Below are 19,431 nucleotides of genomic sequence, written 5' to 3'. Positions count from 1 at the left end.
TTCATCGCGGTCAAATCAGTCACGTTCGTTTCCGAAAAAGTCGCGCAAATACGCTTCACCAAATCGCTCCAGCAAGGGTCGCGCGTCACTGACACGCAGGCTATCGCAACCGTGACCTACGATACCACAGACACACCAACTACCGAACAGCAACGGTTCAAAAATCCGCTGGGGCTGGAAGTGCAAACCTACCGCGCTGATCTGGAGGTCACACCATGAAAAATCTAAGAAACTTCACCCTATTGGCGATGCTGCTTAGCGGATCACCAATAATGGCTGGTGAAACCCCTCAGCCAACGGCGCAAGACAACCGCATCCGCGAAGTGGTCTATGACGAAAACCAGGTCTTCCGTATTGTTGGAGTTTTTCGGTCGGCAACGCAGATCGTATTTTCTCCGGGCGAACGCGTCGAGCATGTCGCGCTCGGCGACACGATATCCTGGGAAGTTGCCCCGGCTGAAAATTCACTGTTCATCAAGCCGCGCGAACGAGCTGGCCCAACCAATCTGATTGTCATCACACGTTCAAATACAGGAAACCGAACCTATACATTTGAGCTGAGCGCCCGTCGCGGCGCGATTGGTGAGAAAGCCGCAGATACCTTTTTCAAGGTAGCCTTCCGCTATCCGCGCGAAGAGGCAGCGGCGGCGCAAGCTGCTGCAACGCAGGCGGCATATACACAGGCCGTCGCACTGCAATCCGGGGCGATACGCTCAGCGCTTGATCTGGGCGTTCTCGAAGGCACGCGCAATCTCAAATATAGCGTGCAAGGGTCATCGGAAATCCAACCTTCCGAAATTACCGACAACGGGCAATTTACCGCCCTGCGTTTTCCAAACCAACGCGAACTTCCAGCTATATTCGCAATCAATCCCGACGGTAGCGAAAGCATCGTTCCGTTTGATGTTCGCGATGAATTTGTCGTGGTGCACGGCGTGTTTGCGCAGCTCCGCTTGCGGCGCGGCAAGAAGGTGCTGTGCATCTTCAATGACGCACCCGATTTTTATGGACGCGATCCCAAAACCGGCACGGCGTCAAGCATTGTCGAGCGCACAGATGACGGGGAGTCAAATTGATGGCCGATACAGCCAATGACGTCGGAGCCGCTGAGCGCGCTAAAGTCGATCAAACCCCTAACCCAGACGAAATTGACCGCAGCCCCGCGGGCGAACGCGGCAATAAAATGCCGTCTATTCCCGGCACCACGATGGACGCGAAAAAGATGATCGGCTTTGCCGCCGCCGCTGGGGCTTTGATGTTCACCGTGCTGGCACTTGGAACCGGGCTAACCGGCAATTCAGAATTGCCGCCCGTAAAACCCAAACCTGCGCTCGAAGCGGCAGACTATGATCCAGCAACGGTCATTGCACCAACGCTCGCAGAAGCTGGAACAGATCCCAATGCGCCTATTCCATTGGGGGAACCGGTTGTTCCTGCTATTGGCGAGCAGCCACAATATTCGCAAGGCCAAGCACCAGCTACAATGCAACAGCGTCAGCAATCCCCAGCCGAGGCGCTGCGCGAAGCTGCGCGCCGATCCACGCTGATTGCCTATGGCGGCGAACGCGCCGGTGGAGGCAGTGCAGCCAACTATGGTGCGGCAGCAAATGGAGCGAGCCCCGGAGAAGCTTTGCCACGGCAATCGACCAACCTTGATACGCTCCGGCGCGCGTCGGTGATCGGACAAGCTCAGGCACGCTCGCTTCCCGACCGGAATTTCCTGATTACGGCGGGAAGTTTTATCCCTTGCGTTCTACAAACCGCGATGGATTCCAGTCAGCCCGGCTATGTGAGCTGTATTGTTCCGCGCAATGTCTATTCCGACAATGGCCGGGTCGTGCTTCTGGAAAAAGGCACGAAAATCTTTGGCGAATATCAGGGCGGCCTTAATCGGGGTCAATACCGCCTGTTTGTCCTTTGGACGCGCGCAGTGACACCGCGCGGCATCGCGATTGATGTTGGCTCGCCGGCAACCGACGCACTTGGTCGCGGCGGTGTAGACGGTAAAGTCGAGAATTTTTTCTGGAAACGATTTGGCACCGCTTTGCTTTTCAGTCTTGTCGAGGATGCAGCGACCGTTGGAGCAGAAGCGGTCGGCAACAATGGTTCGAACACAACCCGTGTCCCATCTGACGCAGCCTCCACCGTCTTGCAGCAGAATGGCGACATCAAGCCGGTCCTGCGCAAAAATCAGGGTGAGGACGTTGGAATAACCGTCGCACAGGACTTCGATTTCTCGACCGTTTACGGCCTTGCGCTTAAATAATGGCCGCGCCGGGTAAAAACACCGCTGTTCTGGACAGCGTGACCCAGCCTTTAGCTAAATATCTGATTGATGAGAGCGTCACCGAACTGGTCATCAACCTTCCCGGTGAGGTCGGCATAGAGCGGGGCGGGCGCTGGACATGGGAAAACGAGCCTTCGCTCGATTTCAAGACGCTGATGGCGCTGGCAACTGCTGCAGCCGCCTATACAGCGCAGGATATTACTCGCGAAAATCCGATAGTTTCAACCATCTTTCCAAGCGGTGAGCGGGTGCAAATCATTGTCCCGCCGGTTGTCCCTGATGAAACGGTCTCAATCACCATTCGCAAACCATCAAGCGTGTCCATGACACTGGATGATTTCGAGGCAGCGGGCTTGTTCAAAAACACTCGGATTGCTGAAAAGAAGGTGAGCCAGCATGAGTTAGACTTACTCACACTGCTTCGCGGGGGTCATCATGTCGAGTTCTTCGATGCTGCGGTCAAAGCAAAGCTTAACATTCTCATCTCGGGCGCAACAGGCTCTGGCAAAACTACATTTTCCAAGGGATTGATCCAACTAATCCCTTCTGAAGAACGGCTCCTAACCATCGAAGACACACGCGAATTGGTCGTTCCCCAAAAGAATGTCGTGCACATGCTCTATGCGAAGGACGGGCAAGGCACCGCCAATGTTACCGCCAAGCATTTGCTGGAAAGCGCGCTCAGGATGCGCCCTGATCGTATCTTGCTTCAGGAGCTGCGGGATGGGACGGCGTTCTTTTACCTGCGCAACGTCAATTCAGGTCATCCAGGATCGATTACCACTATCCATGCCGATTCCGCCGAACTGGCGTTCGAGCAGCTGACTTTGCTGGTCAAGGAAAGCGAAGGCGGCTCCGATCTTGCGCGCGATGATATTCGGGCATTGCTAAAAATGCTCGTGGATTGCGTTGTCCAGATCAAAAAGACTGACGGCAAATTTCGAGTAACGGAGATCTATTATGACCCAGAAGGCAGGCACGCCGCCTGACGGCGGGGCGTTAAGATTACTCATCGGAATCCCGTTCGGGCTGCTCATTGCACTCGCCATAGCCAGTATGATTGGGTGGCTTATTCTAGGTCTGCCCGTCACAGCCTATGATCCACTCAAAATTCCCCAGTTTGTCTGGTATTATCGCGGCGATCCGCAAGTTGTGCGGGCGATGGCAGGCGGTTTGGTCGGCGGGGGCTTGCTCCTGATTGGCCTAATCTATGCCCTTTGGGCGCGCGGTGCGCCGCTGCATGGAGCTGCGCGCTTTGCCCGTGAAAGCGAGATAAAGCGCCAGGGCTTTCGCAGCAGTGCGGGAATCGTCCTCGGCCGCAAAGGTGGTCGCTTCCTGACCTTCGGCGGGAGCGAGCATGTCATCGTCGAAGCTCCAACCCGCTCGGGTAAAGGCACCGGTATTGTCATTCCCAACCTGCTGACATGGCAAGGCTCGGTTGTCGTCCTTGATGTGAAACGCGAAAATTACGACGCCAGCGCGGGGTTTCGCGCCCATTATGGTCAGGACGTTTATCTGTTCAACCCGACCGACCGCGAAGGCCGCACTGCCCGTTACAATCCGCTGGCCTACATCAACCGCGATGATCCCGATGATGTCATTATCGAATTGCAAAAGATCGCAACAATGCTGTTTGTTGCTCCAGATCACGGCGAAGCCTTCTGGTCCAACGGCGCACGAACCGGATTTGCAGGAGTTGGTGCATGGATTGCCGAAACCAGCGACGAGCCACTAACGATGGGCGCAATCTATCGCCATTTGAACCAAGGCGACGCGCGCGGTTTTTTCAAAAAGGAACTGGGCAATCCTAGCCTGATCCTGTCGGTCGGATGCCGGACCGCCCTTGCCGATTTTGCTGGTGGTTCAGACAATAGCTTTGCTGACGTCAAGAAAACGATCACAAACGTCCTCGGTCTTTGGCTCAACCCCCTGGTTGATGCCGCAACCGCAGCAAGCGACTTCGATCTTCGCCAACTCCGCAAACGGCCTATCTCGATCTACCTTGGTGTATCACCCGATGAACTGGACCGCATAGCCCCGCTCTACAATCTCCTGTTCCAGCAGCTTATTGACCTCAACGTGCGAGAACTACCCGGTGAGACCACGCCGATACCAGTGCTGGTCATCCTAGATGAATTTGCGCGGCTTGGCCGCGCATCGGTGATTGCGAGCGCCTTTTCCTATGTCGCAGGTTACGGGATCAGGCTCCTTCCGGTCATTCAGTCACGTTCGCAATTGCGCGGTGTTTACGGCGAGCATGTCGCCGATGAAATCGTCGCCAATTGCGGCGTCGAAGTGGCGTTTACGCCAAAAGAACTGCGCGTCGCCAACGATCTGTCCGAACGCATCGGCTATGTAGGACAGGACAGCATTACCAAGTCGCTCACCATCAATGGATTACTCGCCAATCGGTCGAAATCCATTTCAGAGCAACGCCGCGCCTTGATGCTACCGCAAGAACTGATGCAATTTTCAGCCGGTAAGCTAGTTTTGCTGCGCGGCGGCATCCCGCCAATCATCGGCTCGAAGATCGCCTATTTCAGGAACCGCTTCTTCAAGAAACGGGCTATGCTCCCACCTTTGGTCCCGCTTATCGAACGGCGAACTCAAATTGCGACTGTTCCCGCGCCATTCCGGGAAATGAGCGACGAAGAGGCAGAAGGGAATCCGGCCCATCCCCTGAATCCGGATGCCATACGCACCGAAGATTATCCGAGCTTCTGCGCCGATTTGCTGACCATTGATCGGAACGGCCAGGTGCAAGGCATTTTAGAGGAAGGCGATGAGAATGGCTGACGAACTAGAAGGCGCCGCCCCGCGCGCGCGAAGTCTTGATGGTGCGGCAAAGTCTGAGAAGGCTAAACCCGCACCGACCAAGTCAAAACGCAAAACTGAAAGGCCGACCATCACCGACGATCTCACAGGCAAGTTTCTTCGCGTCGGTAATAAGCTCTACCGGACTTCGGATGACAAAACACCATTTGTCCGGCTCGAAGCTGACCGCCTCAAAACCCGCAATATCGATGCCCTTCCCGACATTATCCGCATCGCTAAGGCCAATGGCTGGACTTCAATCCAGATCAACGGCGGCGACAAATTCAAAAAGGCCGCATTTCTTGCAGCTTCCGCGCAGGGGTTGTCCGTCGAGAACTATCGGCCGTCAAAAGTCGTTCAGGCCGAGGCTGACCGTCTCAGCGCACGGATTGCTGAACGGGAAAAACGTCGCGAGCCGAAGAAATCTAGGACCACTAAAACGAAACCTGAAGAAGAACCGATCAAACTGAGAGCACTGTCCAAAAGATTCCTGAGCCAGTCCCATGCAGAAAACGCGCGAGACCCCGACCTCCGTCGCGCACAAAGTCTGGTCGCCCAGACCATATCCATCGCGCGCGCAAAACATCCCGATGATGCGGTTAAAGCGGCAAAGGAAGTTGAAGCCAAACGGCAGGAAGTTGCGATCCGTATCGCCAAAGGAGACAAAATCGCCGTCATTCAGGTGCGTAACCAGCAGGCACAGCGCATCCGCGAAATTACACAGGATCAGGTATTGCAGCGGAATGGACGTTCTCGCTAACGGTAACGCAATATGGTGAAATTGTCTGTGACTGACATTCGGTTTATGTACGGGTCACTCTCGCAAAATGCGTACCGCGAACTTCACTGCTTTCACCAATAGCAATCATCCGTAGAGTCAAAACCGCGCTGCAACTGAGATACCGGCACTTTTTGTGCTGGCCCAGGGAAACACTTGAACATTATTGTTGCGCTTTGAAGTAATCAGAAAGCCGCTGGTTTCACCGATGGCAGCTCCTACCAATACGTCAGCGACGTCGTGTTTGCGCGCTTCAATGCGGGATAATCCGACAAATGCCGCCACTACTTGTGCGGGTAGGCCAGCTTTCCAACCATAACGATTGGTGATCGTCGCGGCGGCTGCAAAGGACACCGACGTATGACCAGAAGGAAAGCTGCGATTGTCACTGCCGTCTGGGCGCAATTTGGGGAATGTTTCTTTTAATCCCTGTGTGATCAAGCCGGCGGCTGCGATGCTGCCCGCAGCCTGTAAATCACCATTCCAATCTTCCTGAACCGCAGGCGCTCCAAGTGCAATCACAACGAGCCCAATCTCAGCTGCTGTGCCAGCATCAGCCCACCCTTTCTCACTGGCTTGAGCAGGGGAAACGGAAAGAAGCACCGAGACAGCTGAGCCAAAATAGTATTTCTTCATAAGCAGCACCTGACTGAATAAAATATGACCGCCCAACGCCTGAGATCTTTTGCCTACTTCGGTTGATGTACACGTGAACAGGGTCTTTGCCCTTTGTCAAAAGGCTCTCAAAATTAATACCGACCGGGCTGCGAGGGCGCTGCCCGGTCGGTACGCGCTAGCGAAGCGACCCGTTAAACTTGGTTCACTAGCGAAACTGTTCCTTCAACTGCAGATCGATCTGAGTTTACTGACGATCAAGATTCATCACTGTGGTCCAAGCCCTTACAAAATCCTGATTAAATTTCGCTTTGGCATCATTCGAGGCATATACCTCTGCTACCGCACGTAGCTCGGAGTTTGATCCAAAGACGAGATCGACAGGTGTCGCCGTATATTTAAGTGCATCGGTTTCCCGGTCACGCCCTTCGTAAAGGCCCGCGTCATTGGGCGACTTCGACCACTTGGTGGACATATCGAGCAGATTCACGAAGAAATCATTGCTCAAGGTGCCCGGGCGATCTGTAAACACACCATTGGCCGATTGCCCCGAATTTGCATTCAATCCGCGCATTCCGCCAACGAGAACCGTCATTTCTGGAACAGTCAGGTCGAGCAAGTTTGCTCTTTCTACGAGCATCTTTGCGGGTGGATAAAGGCTGTTCGCCGCGTAATAGTTCCGAAAACCGTCCGCTGTTGGTTCCAACGCGGCAAAGGAAACTGCATCAGTCTGATCTTGCGCCGCATCTACCCGGCCAGGGGTAAACGGAACTTTGATATTGCTACCACGCTGGCTAGCAGCCTGCTCAATCGCAGTATTCCCGCCCAGAATGATCAAATCTGCGAGCGAGACCCTTTTGCCTGATTTTTGTGAGCGGTTAAATGCCGTTTGAATTGTAGTTAGCTTTTTCAACACGCTGCGCAATTCGGCAGGGTTATTTGCAAGCCAGTTAATTTGAGGCTCAAGCCGGACGCGCGCTCCATTAGCCCCGCCTCGCATGTCTGTTTGCCGGTAGGTAGCAGCCGATGCCCATGCCGTCCTGACCAGTTGCGGCACACTCAGGCCGGATTTTAGAATTTCCGATTTGAGCTGAACAATCTCCGCATTACCTATTTGTGCGTAATCAGCTTTTGGCAGCGGGTCTTGCCATGAAAATTGCTGAGCAGGCACGTCCTTGCCGAGATAGGTGGAACTTGGCCCCATATCGCGATGAGTTAGTTTGAACCAAGCCCGAGCAAACGCATCCTTGAACTCTTCGGGATTATCGTGAAAGCGCTGCGAAATCACGCGGAAGCCGGGGTCTTCTTTTAGCGCAAGATCGGTCGTGAACATGATCGGTGCATGTGTCTTGCCTTTGACATGCGCATCGGGAACCAAATTGGCTGCGGCAGGAGCCGTAGGAATCCATTGAGTTGCTCCGGCCGGGCTTTTCGTTTTGACCCAATCGAAACGGAAGAGATTGTCAAAGTATTGGGTCGTGAATGCAACCGGATTGGACGTCCATGCACCTTCCAGCCCGCTGGACACGGTGTCTTCGGCATTACCCTTCCCGCATTTGTTTTTCCAACCAAATCCCTGTTCTTCCACGCCCGCCCCAGTTGGGTCAGGACCAACACATTCATCTGGTTTGCGCGCGCCATGCGCTTTGCCAAAAGTATGTCCGCCAGCGATAAGAGCAATCGTCTCCTCGTCGTTCATCGCCATATTACCAAAAGCAATGCGAATGGCCTTTGCGGCTGCCAGAGGATCAGGATTGCCGCCCGGTCCTTCCGGATTGACGTAGATAAGTCCCATCTGGGTTGCTGCCAGCGGGCCGATGAGGTTGCCCTCCCTGTCGAAGCGATCAGCCGCGAGGAATTTCGTTTCTGGTCCCCAGAAAACCATATCCGGTTCCCAGGTATCGACACGGCCACCAGCAAAACCAATGGTCTTGAATCCCATGTTCTCCAACGCGACGTTGCCAGAAAGAACCATAAGGTCTCCCCAGGAAAGCTTGCGTCCGTATTTCTGTTTGATCGGCCATACGAGGCGGCGCGCTTTGTCGAGACTGACATTGTCAGGCCAAGAGTTCAGCGGCTCAAAACGCTGTTCGCCGCCGCCAGCCCCGCCGCGGCCATCACCGACCCGGTATGTTCCGGCGCTGTGCCAAGCCATGCGGATGAAGAACGGGCCGTAATTGCCATAGTCGGCCGGCCACCAAGGTTGCGATGTCGTGAGAACTTTCTCGATGTCGGCTTTGACAGCATCGAGATCGAGCGTGGCAAATTCCGCCGCGTAATCGAAATCATCACCATAGGGATTGGCACCTGCATCTTGCTGACGCAGTGCTGTCAGGTCGAGCTTGTCTGGCCACCAGTCCTGATTGGACATTGGTTTTGCCTGTGGTTTCGCGTCACTCTCTGACTGAGCCGCAGCAGGCGCGGAAAGGAGCATCGGCGACATTACAGTTGCCATAAGGGCCAAAATTGATGTTGTGTTCTTGTTCATAAGATTCCTCCTGATTTAAGTCCGTTGCTTGATTGAAAAATTTGTTATTCGGGGTGTGGTAAAGTGTCGGCCGGGCGATGGGGGTTAAACCCGGCCGACAACACGCCGAAAGCCTACTCAACAATTTGGCATTCAGACGTATTTCCAAAAGTGCAGTTCCGTTCCTTATATCTCCTAACCCAGGGTGCATTTTCTAAAGATTCCATCGATTTAGAAATTGCCGTATCGTTGTGCCGACCGGGCGCGGGCGTGATCCCGACCGGCACCGCTGACGATCATTATTTTGTTTTTAATCTCGCCAGCGCAGCCTTATATGCGTCATAATGCACACCTTCATCGACGGCGATCTGGCGGAACATTGCGGCCACTTTCATATCGCCGTCGGCTTCTGCCTGAGTTGCAAATTCTACGTACATCTTGGTATTTTCGTAATGCTCGCCAGCCATTGCATCTTCCAGATTGACGTCGCTTGAGCTGCCAAGTTGCAGTGCCTCAGCTTCACGGTCAAAATGTTCGTTCGCTTCGATATTCGCGGAATCGCGGAAAAGTTGAGCGAGTTCTGACTGCCCCTTCTCATCGGCCTGGTCAGCATAACGCTGATATTTAAGATTAGCGAAGGCCTCACCATGCATCGCGGTTTCAAGATTGGCCTTAGTTTGCGGCGAGAGTTCCTTGGCACTATCACCTTGGCCAGCAAACGCAGCCGTACCTGCAAAGGACAACGCTAGGATAGCGGCGCTCATTTTTACAAAAGTCTTCATGGTGTGTCTCCGAAAATTCTTCGCATCGTTGCGACCATTCTCTGATCGACCAGATTCCTGACTGCGTCCTGACGAGGCAGTAATTAATTCTCGGAATTTCGTAACTATTTGCACAGCGCGTCAGCACTTCGTCAGCTTTGCGGAGCATCTAACAAGTGTCGGCCCAATTTCTTGGCCAAATAAATGGAGTGACAATTATGAAGACCAAGCTTTTGATTTCAGCAGCGGCAACTATCGCAGCGATGACCTTTTCCTCAGCCGCTCTTGCCAGTCCGGTTTGCACAGCGCAACCGCAAAGCAAATGGATCGCGCCGGCAAAGATGAAGGCCAAGATTGCCAAAATGGGCTTTAAGTCAATTAAAGTCTTTCAAGTTTCGGGCAGCTGTTATGAAATTTATGCCATCAACAAAGATGGGCGCCGCGCCGAGGTTTATTTCAATCCCGTAACGGGCGCTGTCGTCCAGAATAATGTAGACTGACCGTGAAAGATGATAATCCTCTAGTCGATCAAGTTCCGACGGGTCAGGTTGGAAAAACCTTTGTAAGAAGCCAGCGGATCAAAGTTTGGGATCCGCTGGTACGCATCTTTCATTGGACGGTTGCGCTTGGCACTATCGCTAACCTGACCGTGCTTCGGCATGTCGAAGACCCGCATATATATCTAGGCTATGCTATGGTCGCAGCGCTGCTTGTCCGCTTGATCTGGGGCTTCGTCGGAAAAGGACATGCTCGCTTTTCAGCTTTTGTGCCTGGTCCAAAGAAATTGCTTGGATACGGAGCTGCCTTGATGGCTCGCCGAGAACCGAGATATATTGGCCATAATCCCGCTGGCGCAATAATGATGCTCGTTTTGATGGCGCTCGTCGCTGGCTTGGGAATTACCGGCTGGATGATGGGCAGTGACCAATTCTGGGGAGAGCCCTGGGTGGAAGAGCTGCATGAAACTCTGGCCAATATAATCATTGGCGCAGCTGTGCTCCATGTCGGTGCGGCGATTGTAGAAAGTGTCCGTCAACGGGAAAATATGCCATGGTCGATGATTACCGGCTATAAGCGTGCAGCTTCTGGATCGGATATTGATGATGCGCCTGCTTCTCGTTGAAGACAATCCCCGTTTGGCAACGCTCATTCGTGATGGATTGGATCGTCAGGGGTTTGCCATTGACTGGTATGAGACAATTGAAGGGGCACAGCATGCCATGCAGATTGGTGATTATGATCTGGTGTTGTTAGATCTCGGATTGCCTGATGGAGATGGTCTCGATCTTGTGACAGCTATGCGCGCTCAGATGGACCAAACCCCTATCTTGATTATGACGGCGCGCGGCGGGCTTGACGACCGGGTGGCCGGATTAGATGCAGGCGCAGATGACTATTTGGTCAAGCCATTCCAGATACCAGAATTGGCAGCGCGCTGCCGCGCTCTTTTGCGGCGACCAGGCCACGCGTTGGAGGCCGTGCTTCATGTTGGGAATGTATCGCTAAACCCTGCCGAACGGACAGTTCATGTTGGTGATATTGCTGTCGATACTGCGCCGCGCGAAGTTGATCTGCTTGAAGTGCTGCTTCGCAGAAGCGGCCATGTTGTAGCCAAGCAATCGATTGAGAGCGCGCTATATTCGATGGATGCCGAGATAACACCGAATGCTATGGAAGCCTCGATTTCAAGACTTCGCAAACGTCTCTCGGCAGCATCTGCCGATGTCCAGATTAAAACAATTCACGGGGTCGGCTATGCGCTATATGCTCCATCGAATGTTACCGAATAAGTTTATGACGCAAAATGAACAATCTAAAGGGCCTACATTATTCCGTCAGATTGCTACCCGGTTAGCAATCTTTACCTTATTGTTTGCGGTCCTTGATATCGGGATCGTAATTTTCACTTATGGCCAGCAACCACAGTCGCTGGCGGAAGAACTGCTGACACTTGAAGCGGATAAAATGGATGGCAGCAAGTTCACCGACCTAGACCAGTTTGCGGGGCCGCCCGAATCAACCCATTGGTTCGCAAGCTATGTCGACAGCAATCTGGGCAATTCCGGAAGTTTGTCCGCCGCATATCCATCACCTAATCGCGGGACGCTCATGGATTGGACGCGCCGGGAGAAACTATCGCAAGGCTTCCGCATTTCAGGCGTGCGATCAGTAGTTATCGCAGGGGAGCAGCGTTGGCTCTACATGCAATTCGAAGGCAGAGGCATCAGCCCATATGTTCCCGTAATTATTAATGAGCTTATTCAGCATGTCGCTCTCCCGCTGATACCGCTTTCGCTACTTATGCTTCTGTTCAATATTTTTGCTGTGCGCCGCGTGTTGAATCCCTTGCGGCGCGCCGAGGCAGAGGTTGATCGGCTTGATCCTGAAGACATGGCGCTTCGCATAACCGAACCCAGAGAACCCAGAGAAGTTACAACATTGGTTCGGGCAGTTAACCGGGCACTGGAGCGACTCGATAGCTCAATGGCAATTTTGCGATCCTTTACCGCCAATGCAGCGCATGAACTGCGTACACCGCTATCGATCATGCAATTGTCAATCGACCAGTTGCCCAAAGGCGAACAGCGTGATGCGCTTTTGACCGATAACCAGCAAATGACACGGCTTGTGAACCAGATGCTCGACCTTGCCCAGGCGGACGCCAAAGCGTTTGAAACCGGGGCACCGGTTGACCTGGTCGAAGTTGGCCGCAAGGCTGTAACACAGCTTGCCCCTGCCGCTTTTGCAGCCGGGCGCGACCTTGTTTTTGAGGATTATGGCACAGCAACAACCAAGGGTCATGAGGAAGCGATTTTCCGCATTTATCGCAACCTTATCGACAATGCGCTCGCGCATGCGCCGGGCAATACACCTATTGAAATAGAAGTTGGTCCAGGCCCCCGGTTCAGTGTGCGGGATTATGGTCCAGGAATTTCAGAAACGGATGGTCCCAAACTTTTCGAGAGATTCTGGCGGAAAAATCGCAGTACCGGCCGGGGAGCGGGCCTTGGGCTGGGAATAGTCCAAAGATTGGCCGAAGCGCATGGCGGATCGATAGCCTTTGAAAATCCGGAAGGCGGCGGCGCAAAATTCATTGTCACCTTCCCTTCCGATACCGCCGCATAAATTTTGGGTCATACAGTTTCCGATATTAACTAGCTGAAAGCGAAATATCATGAGCAGATTACACATTCATCCAGAGGCCCACCTGGTTTCGCGTATAGGGTGGCTTCGTGCGGCCGTTTTGGGAGCCAATGACGGAATTGTCTCGACTGCCAGTCTGATAATCGGCGTTGCAGCGGCGTCGGCGGGGACGAGCGAAATCATGGTCGCGGGATCAGCTGGGCTGGTTGCCGGGGCCATGTCGATGGCGGCCGGCGAATATGTATCGGTGAGTTCACAAGCTGATACCGAGCAAGCCGATCTTGCGCGCGAAGCTGCCGAGCTCGCGACCAATCCGGTTGGTGAACATGCAGAGCTTGCAGGCATTTATGTTGCCAGGGGATTGAACCAAGAAACAGCAAATGCCGTTGCCGAACAACTGATGGCGAAAGATGCACTTGCGGCCCATGCACATGACGAACTCGCCATAACAGAACATACTGCTGCCCAGCCAATTCTTGCTGCGCTGACTTCGGCCGGCACATTTACGGTAGGCGCTGCGCTCCCTTTGATTTTGGTCGTATTCTCTCCTGCTCTATCATTGGTGCCAATTGTGGCGATTGCATCTTTGCTTTTCTTAGCACTTTTAGGCGGACTGGGCGCGAAAGCTGGCGGCGCACCGGTCGTCAAAGCAACCCTAAGGGTAACATTCTGGGGAGCGCTTGCGATGGCAATAACGGCGGGAATCGGGACGCTCGTAGGCACTGTAATATAACGTCATTCGGCATGACGGAGTTTTGCATCAATATTTGCATGGCGTGCGTCAGATGATTCGACCCGAACCAAACCGCTGCCCGCGCTACTTAACTCCCATTGGTCAAGACCAATTGAACGACGTAGTGCAATAAAATTCAATTACAAAACTATCAGGCTATTCCACTTGCCCTCAATCATCATCTAAATCTAAAAACGAGGAAGATGCCTTGTTGCGATAACACAAGTCATTTCTAAAGTAATCGATGAGCAAGTGCCTCCAAAGCGATTGGTAAACAGCATTTAATTCAAAATTCAGCCTCACGTCAGTTTTATACGCCAGTGAGAGCTAGCGCAGAAAAACTGAGAGGAATAACTAATGATGTCCGAAACAAAATTGCACCGCCGATTGTCGGCTGCCAAGCGTTCGTTCGTTACCCGTAGGGTCGACCTACAATGCGTCGAAGCATTGATTGAAAAGCCCCCAAAAGCCGGCGATATTTGTTTAGCAAGAATAGACCGTTTGGGACATCATAGTAGACTTGAACTACCAAGTGGGCGGCGGGCGTTCTTATATCCCGGCGATGAAGTTCTGCTTGCTTTTGGCGCGCGCTACGCAACCGATCAGTTTTGTTCTGAAGTGCCTGCGAACCTTGAACCATGCCAAATGGTGGCAGCAGGCGGGATCGCTTCGGCAATGTTATCACGCCATGCTAAAACGCGCCAACCTACGCAGATCACTCCCATCAGCTTACTCGCTGATGCAAAAGGAAACACAGTCAACTTAAATGGCTTCGCGGTAAATCCTGACCGGGCGTTTCATCCTCAAAGACCGCATATCGTCGCTGTCGTGGGGTCGAGCATGAATGCAGGGAAAACAACGACCGCAGCGGAGGTCGGGCGCGCGGCATTACGCGGCGGATTGCGCACCGGCGCGATAAAACTGACCGGTACCGGGTCGGGCGGTGATCTTTGGAAATATCAAGATAGCGGCATCGATCCTGTTTTTGATTTCACCGATGGCGGTTATGCCACAACTGTTGATGTATCAATTGCATCTCTCGAAATCCTATTCAATCGATTGGTGAATGCAGCTGCTGCGAGCTGCGATATCATCATCGTTGAACTTGCAGATGGCCTCTACCAGAAAGAGACAGACGGATTACTCCATTCACCGAGCTTTCGTGCCAGCATCGACAGTATTCTCTTCGCTGCATCTGATCCAATGGCCGGTATGGCGGGAGTTCAGGCACTACGTGAAATTGGCTTGGAGCCAAGCGCATTATCAGGAGCTGTTACTGCCTCGCCATTGGCCGCACAGGAACTCGAATCTTTATCTGGTGTCGAAGTATTCGGACTTCAAAGATTCGCTGCTGACGACAATGCGTTGAGCATATGCATGCGCAGCGCGCATGTTTTCGAAGAGCAGCGCCTTGCAAAATCTGCCTAAGCTCCTGACCCGAAAACGGAGCTGGCATCTGGCAGCTCTGATTTTGAATGGATTCGTGCAAGCCGGGGCCATGATTGGAATCGCAATGGTCATGAAAACGATGATTGATGGCTTGACCGTGACGGGGGCGAAACAGTCAATTTGGCCGAATGCTTTGATAATGGTGTCTGCTTCATTTTTGATCGGTTGGTTGAAGCGGCGTGAGCGGGTTGATGCGGAAACAATGGGACAGGACTATGTCGCCGACATCCGGCTCACTGTTTTTCAACATGTCAGTAAATTGTCCGCAAGGGCGCTTGGAGAAACACGCAAGGGGTTCGTCCTGTTACGCTTCGTCAATGATCTCACTGCCCTTCGCCAGTGGGTGACGATGGGTATTGCCAGATTAGCGGTATCCGGCGTCGTATTGACCGGTGCCATGTCTGCTTTGACTATCATGAATCCCATTCTGGGCGGGCTGTTATTCGCGCTCGTAGGCCTTGGCTCAATAAGCGCACTTTTTCTCGGACGCTCAATCGACCTGACAATGCGAGAGTCTCGTAAGAGACGGGCTAATATCGCCGCCAATCTAACAGAAAAGCTTGAGCATATGATTATTGTGCAAGCGTTTGCCCAGCGCAATAATGAGCGAAGAAAAGTTAAACGACAAACCCAAAGCCTGAAGCGGGCAATGATCGCGAGGGCGGGCGCGATAGGTACGTTTCGCGCTATGGTTTATGTCGTTGTCGGTTTGGCACTCACTGTCTCGGTGATGGTAGGAAGTGTGCTTGTCACAAACGATATGGCAACAACAGGCCAAATCATGGCGGCTTTGGGCGTTTTGTCGATGATAACGCCCAACCTTTTCGATTTTGGCCGGGTTTATGAATATCGTAAAAGTTACGATATTTCTCTGGAGAAAACCGAAAACCTATTGCGTAAAGGTCCAGTCATTGAAACGGCGATCGAGCCAAAGTCATTGAAACGCGTTCAAGGTCATTTGAAATTCGACAAGGTGACTGTTTCCGGGGCATTGAACGAATTTTCAGCTGAAGCATTGCCTGGAACCTGTGTTTTGATCACCGGCCCTAACGGCTCTGGAAAATCCACTCTAATGCTACTTGCCTTAAGACTGATCGAGCCAGAGAGCGGGCGTATCTTGCTGGATGGTCGCGACATTCATAAAGTCAAAACAGGGCAGTTACGCCGTTCAATTTCAATTGCATCTCCAACCCTTCCGCTCCTGCGAGGCTCGATTGGATCAAACATCGCATATGGTTCAAAAACCGCAAATGAGGATGATATTCAACAAGCAGCCGCGCGCTGCGGCATGGACGGATTAAATTCCGATTCTCCTTATTGGCTTGATTCTCCTGTTGAAGAAGGCGGCGGAAACCTAAGCGCTGGTCAGCGCATGCGCATCATTCTAGCGCGGGCCCTGCTCGGTAACCCATCGGTGCTCTTGTTAGACGAACCGGATAGCCATCTGGATGAAGATGGCATTGAGATTCTGAACAATATTATTCGTGAGTTTGAGGGCACGCTGCTCCTCGCGACACATAACCCCGCATTCTTAAAGCATTCGAAAATTCGCTGGCATCTCGACGATAGCAGCATCGAAATTGCTGAGGCTGTGGCATGAAGGAGCAACATCGATTGATTGACGTTTCAGCTGTTTCGCTACCCCTAGCGGATACCATTGATGCAAAGCGGTGGAAAGGTCGGGTGTTGTCTATTCATGACGCTGGCCCCGAACAGCTTCCATATTTCATCTTTCAGCCAACTTCACCGAAAGCTGGCTTAGCCCCCGTCGTCTCTATCCATGGCTGGACGCGTAATGCCGCGGAACACGCCTTCCGGCTTGCCAGCCTTGCCGAGACGAAAGGCGTTACTGTCATCGCCCCATTATACTCGCGAAAAGAACACAAACATTATCAAAGACTGGAAATTCGCAAAGGGGAGCGATGTCCTGCTGAAGCATTGGAAAATCTTCTGCGCGATGCCCAGCAGCGATTCAATATCGATACCCGAACCATCAATTTATTCGGGTTTTCCGGCGGTGCGCAATTTGCTCATCGCTTTGGAATGATGCGCCCTCATCTAGTGAACAGAATGGCCTTGATGGCAGCGGGATGGTTCACAATGCCCGATATCGATGTCCCCTACCCTCTTGGAATAGCTCCGTCAGAAATTTTGGCCGACCGAACATTTGATCTGGCAAGTTTTTTCGGATGCCCAACCCGAGTATTCGTGGGTGAGCGCGATTTGAGGCGGGACGATTCACTGAAAACCGGCAAACAAATCGATCGGATGCAGGGACGCAACCGGGTTGAACGCGCACAACGATGGGTCACCGCAATGCAAAAATATGCCGGTGATCATAAAGTGAAAGCCGATATTGAACTTCAAATAATAAACAGGGCTAAACACAATTTTGGCGCCAGCATCCGCAAACACCAATTGGACGAGTTAGTTTTCAATTGGCTCATACCAGATCAAAAAGGAGAAAAATCATGAAAAAATTGCTATTTATGGGAAGCGCGATTTCAGCCCTAATTGCTTCACCGGCATATTCACAAGATGTGACAGCCGACGAAAAAGGTTTAACGATCGAAGGAGATGATTTCGAGCTGGTCTTCGGCGGTCGGCTGCATCTGGATACAGTTAGCGTAAACGATGATATCACTATCATTCCCAGCAGGACTGACATCCGTCGTCTCCGTATCGACGCAACGCTAACAATTGCTGACGACTTTCGTATCAAGGTAGACCGCGACATTGGCGGCCTGAGCACCGGTTGGAAAAACCTTTGGGCGGAGTATCGCGGCATCGATAATCTGTCACTAAAAGCAGGTCAGATGACCGTGCCTTTCAATGGCGAGGATATGAAGAGTTCGAACGATCTGAAGCTGATGGAACGAGGGCTGCCTTCAGCTCTGGCACCAAATTTTGCTGTTGGTGGTTCAGCACGCTATCGAGGCAAAAATTGGTCAGTCACCGGGGGGTATTTTGGTAATCCCCTAGGCCAAGACCCCATTCGAGCTACCGATCAGGGAAGGAGCATTGTGGGGCGCGCAGTTTTTGCTCCGATCGATGAGAGGGAGCAAGCTATCCACCTTGCCGGCGCCATTGAATATCGTAAGCTGAAGGACTTGGAGCCGTCTAAGGTGAGTGCGCAACCAGAATTCGGCTTATCAGGCATCACTCTTATCCGCACCGGATCACAACCGGATGTCCAGTCATATATGAATTACAATATCGAGGCAGGCTATATGAACGGGCCGTTCCTGATCCAGGGGCAATATATCATGCGTAAGAATGATGCTCCGTTAATAGGCGACCCAACCTACAAGGGCGCTTCGGTCGAAGCAGCTTTTGTCCTGACCGGGGAACGCCAGCGTTATAGCAGCTCCAGCGGGACATTTGGCGGTATCCGCCCACAAGGAAAATTCGGCGCCGTTGAAATTGCAGCACGTTATAGTACTCTGGATTTAACTGATGGCCCCATCACTGGCGGAAAACAATCCAATTATTCGGTCGGCCTAAACTGGTACATAACCCAGAACCTTCGCGTTATGGCTAACTATGTCAACGCCAAAACAAGGCCGAACAGAAACGGAATCAATGAAAATGTGAATGCCTTTATGGGCCGGTTCCAGATTGCATTTTGACGGGTTGATAAGGAACGTAAATTACCCGGAATCAATCTTAGATGATCTTTTTGGGAAGATATCACTCCAGATTAGTTCCGGGGAAATATTTTGTAATTTCTGCCGGTTCAAAGCGGCAATAGGTCGAATATGAAATGGATGCGCGCAGTATCGCTGCAATTTTCTGCTTCATGTTCGGCCTTATTGTCGAACCACCAGAGTTCGCCGGGTTTCATCCAGATTTTTTCCTCTCCGGCCCTCAGGTAATTGCCGGGATCACTTCGCAAAACGAGGTGATATCGATTGCGGATCCGGTAATAGTCCCCTCTATCAATATGCGGATAAACGCGGTGTCCAGGTTCGAGCTTCACGACTTTTGCTCTGGAAAGCTCGCCATTTAACTTTGCCGCCCAATGTTCAAGTTGCCCCCGAACTACGGGAAAATTTTGAGAAATGGTTGTAAATCGTGATTCATGGACATCCCATTTTTTGCGTCCGGCAATTTTGGACTTCCTGAGGCCACGAATAGGGATAGCCTTGGCTTCTCGTTGAACCTTGATCGTGGACTGTCGGCCTTGGTTGAGGTCCCAAGCGCCTTCAACAGAATCAATTTCGGTCAGTAAAGGCGAAATCTGAACAGATTCTTCAATCAACCGGAAATTTTGCATAAGTTTATCAGCAGGTTGCTGTCGCATGAGCTATTTCTCCTTGCCTTGATAGTCTGATGGGCTGTCCTATAATGACCCCGAAAGCTGACTACCCGCTGACAAATTAC

19 protein-coding genes are annotated in these 19,431 nt (G+C 52.4%); 15 read left to right on the top strand and 4 right to left on the bottom strand.

The window, feature by feature from the left end:
- From V7676_RS17400 to V7676_RS17375, 6 genes are all read left to right on the top strand, one after another.
- A partial coding sequence (locus V7676_RS17400) for a VirB8/TrbF family protein (RefSeq protein ID WP_335660867.1) occupies positions 1-219 on the top strand: 219 nt, incomplete at its 5' end.
- Positions 216-1,076, top strand: a complete 861-nt coding sequence (virB9, locus tag V7676_RS17395) for a P-type conjugative transfer protein VirB9 (RefSeq protein ID WP_335660866.1) — start codon at positions 216-218, stop codon at positions 1,074-1,076. The genes V7676_RS17400 and virB9, both read left to right, overlap by 4 nt.
- The gene (gene virB10 / locus V7676_RS17390) at positions 1,076-2,266 is read left to right on the top strand and encodes a type IV secretion system protein VirB10 (RefSeq protein ID WP_335660865.1); all 1,191 of its coding nucleotides are present in this window, start codon (positions 1,076-1,078) and stop codon (positions 2,264-2,266) included. Before virB9 ends, virB10 begins: the two co-directional genes overlap by 1 nt.
- A complete protein-coding gene (gene virB11 / locus V7676_RS17385; protein WP_335660864.1) occupies positions 2,266-3,276 on the top strand; it encodes a P-type DNA transfer ATPase VirB11 in 1,011 nt (336 codons plus the stop codon). Before virB10 ends, virB11 begins: the two co-directional genes overlap by 1 nt.
- A complete protein-coding gene (locus tag V7676_RS17380; protein WP_335660863.1) occupies positions 3,248-5,083 on the top strand; it encodes a type IV secretory system conjugative DNA transfer family protein in 1,836 nt (611 codons plus the stop codon). The genes virB11 and V7676_RS17380 overlap by 29 nt, the downstream gene beginning before the upstream one ends.
- Positions 5,076-5,861 (top strand): LPD7 domain-containing protein, encoded by a 786-nt coding sequence (locus tag V7676_RS17375; RefSeq protein ID WP_335660862.1) that lies wholly within the window; start codon positions 5,076-5,078, stop codon positions 5,859-5,861. Before V7676_RS17380 ends, V7676_RS17375 begins: the two co-directional genes overlap by 8 nt.
- A 117-nt stretch (positions 5,862-5,978) precedes the next feature.
- Here V7676_RS17375 and V7676_RS17370 read toward each other — a convergent pair whose 3' ends face one another.
- The 3 genes from V7676_RS17370 to V7676_RS17360 all read right to left on the bottom strand — a co-directional run bounded on the left by V7676_RS17370 (position 5,979) and on the right by V7676_RS17360 (position 9,743).
- Positions 5,979-6,515: a phosphatase PAP2 family protein gene (locus V7676_RS17370; protein ID WP_335660861.1), complete on the bottom strand. Its 537-nt coding sequence runs from the start codon at positions 6,513-6,515 to the stop codon at positions 5,979-5,981.
- Between the two features lie 226 nt (positions 6,516-6,741).
- Positions 6,742-8,982, bottom strand: a complete 2,241-nt coding sequence (katG, locus tag V7676_RS17365; RefSeq protein ID WP_335660860.1) for a catalase/peroxidase HPI — start codon at positions 8,980-8,982, stop codon at positions 6,742-6,744.
- A 278-nt stretch (positions 8,983-9,260) separates the two neighbouring features.
- A complete protein-coding gene (locus tag V7676_RS17360; protein WP_335660859.1) occupies positions 9,261-9,743 on the bottom strand; it encodes a rubrerythrin family protein in 483 nt (160 codons plus the stop codon).
- A 197-nt stretch (positions 9,744-9,940) separates the two neighbouring features.
- Between V7676_RS17360 and V7676_RS17355 the strand changes: the two genes are divergently transcribed.
- The 9 genes from V7676_RS17355 (at position 9,941) to V7676_RS17315 (ending at position 18,677) form a co-directional block, all read left to right on the top strand.
- Complete coding sequence (locus V7676_RS17355; protein ID WP_335660858.1) at positions 9,941-10,222, top strand: PepSY domain-containing protein; 282 nt, start codon at positions 9,941-9,943, stop codon at positions 10,220-10,222.
- A gap of 2 nt (positions 10,223-10,224) precedes the next feature.
- Entirely contained in the window at positions 10,225-10,845 is a 621-nt protein-coding gene (locus tag V7676_RS17350) for a cytochrome b/b6 domain-containing protein (RefSeq protein ID WP_335660857.1), read from the top strand.
- Positions 10,823-11,512 (top strand): response regulator transcription factor, encoded by a 690-nt coding sequence (locus V7676_RS17345; protein ID WP_335660856.1) that lies wholly within the window; start codon positions 10,823-10,825, stop codon positions 11,510-11,512. The genes V7676_RS17350 and V7676_RS17345 overlap by 23 nt, the downstream gene beginning before the upstream one ends.
- A gap of 4 nt (positions 11,513-11,516) precedes the next feature.
- Complete coding sequence (locus V7676_RS17340; protein ID WP_335660855.1) at positions 11,517-12,848, top strand: HAMP domain-containing sensor histidine kinase; 1,332 nt, start codon at positions 11,517-11,519, stop codon at positions 12,846-12,848.
- 49 nt (positions 12,849-12,897) lie between these two features.
- Positions 12,898-13,599 carry a VIT1/CCC1 transporter family protein gene (locus V7676_RS17335; protein ID WP_335660854.1) on the top strand — a complete coding sequence of 234 codons (702 nt, stop codon included), beginning with the start codon at positions 12,898-12,900 and terminating at the stop codon, positions 13,597-13,599.
- A 357-nt stretch (positions 13,600-13,956) separates the two neighbouring features.
- Positions 13,957-15,027: a DUF1611 domain-containing protein gene (locus V7676_RS17330; protein WP_335660853.1), complete on the top strand. Its 1,071-nt coding sequence runs from the start codon at positions 13,957-13,959 to the stop codon at positions 15,025-15,027.
- Entirely contained in the window at positions 14,990-16,648 is a 1,659-nt protein-coding gene (locus V7676_RS17325; RefSeq protein ID WP_335660852.1) for an ABC transporter ATP-binding protein, read from the top strand. The genes V7676_RS17330 and V7676_RS17325 overlap by 38 nt, the downstream gene beginning before the upstream one ends.
- A 14-nt stretch (positions 16,649-16,662) precedes the next feature.
- Positions 16,663-17,523, top strand: coding sequence for an alpha/beta hydrolase (locus V7676_RS17320; RefSeq protein ID WP_335660851.1), 861 nt, complete (start codon positions 16,663-16,665; stop codon positions 17,521-17,523).
- On the top strand, positions 17,520-18,677 hold the full coding sequence (locus V7676_RS17315; protein WP_335660850.1) for an OprO/OprP family phosphate-selective porin: 1,158 nt from the start codon (positions 17,520-17,522) through the stop codon (positions 18,675-18,677). The genes V7676_RS17320 and V7676_RS17315 overlap by 4 nt, the downstream gene beginning before the upstream one ends.
- 107 nt (positions 18,678-18,784) lie before the next feature.
- Here V7676_RS17315 and V7676_RS17310 read toward each other — a convergent pair whose 3' ends face one another.
- Positions 18,785-19,351: an aspartyl/asparaginyl beta-hydroxylase domain-containing protein gene (locus V7676_RS17310; RefSeq protein ID WP_335660849.1), complete on the bottom strand. Its 567-nt coding sequence runs from the start codon at positions 19,349-19,351 to the stop codon at positions 18,785-18,787.
- Positions 19,352-19,431: the final 80 nt, after the last annotated feature.

Source organism: Parasphingorhabdus sp. (genome assembly GCF_036963805.1).
In the GTDB taxonomy this organism is placed as follows: Bacteria; Pseudomonadota; Alphaproteobacteria; order Sphingomonadales; family Sphingomonadaceae; genus Parasphingorhabdus.
This window is presented reverse-complemented; position numbering and strand designations above follow the sequence as displayed.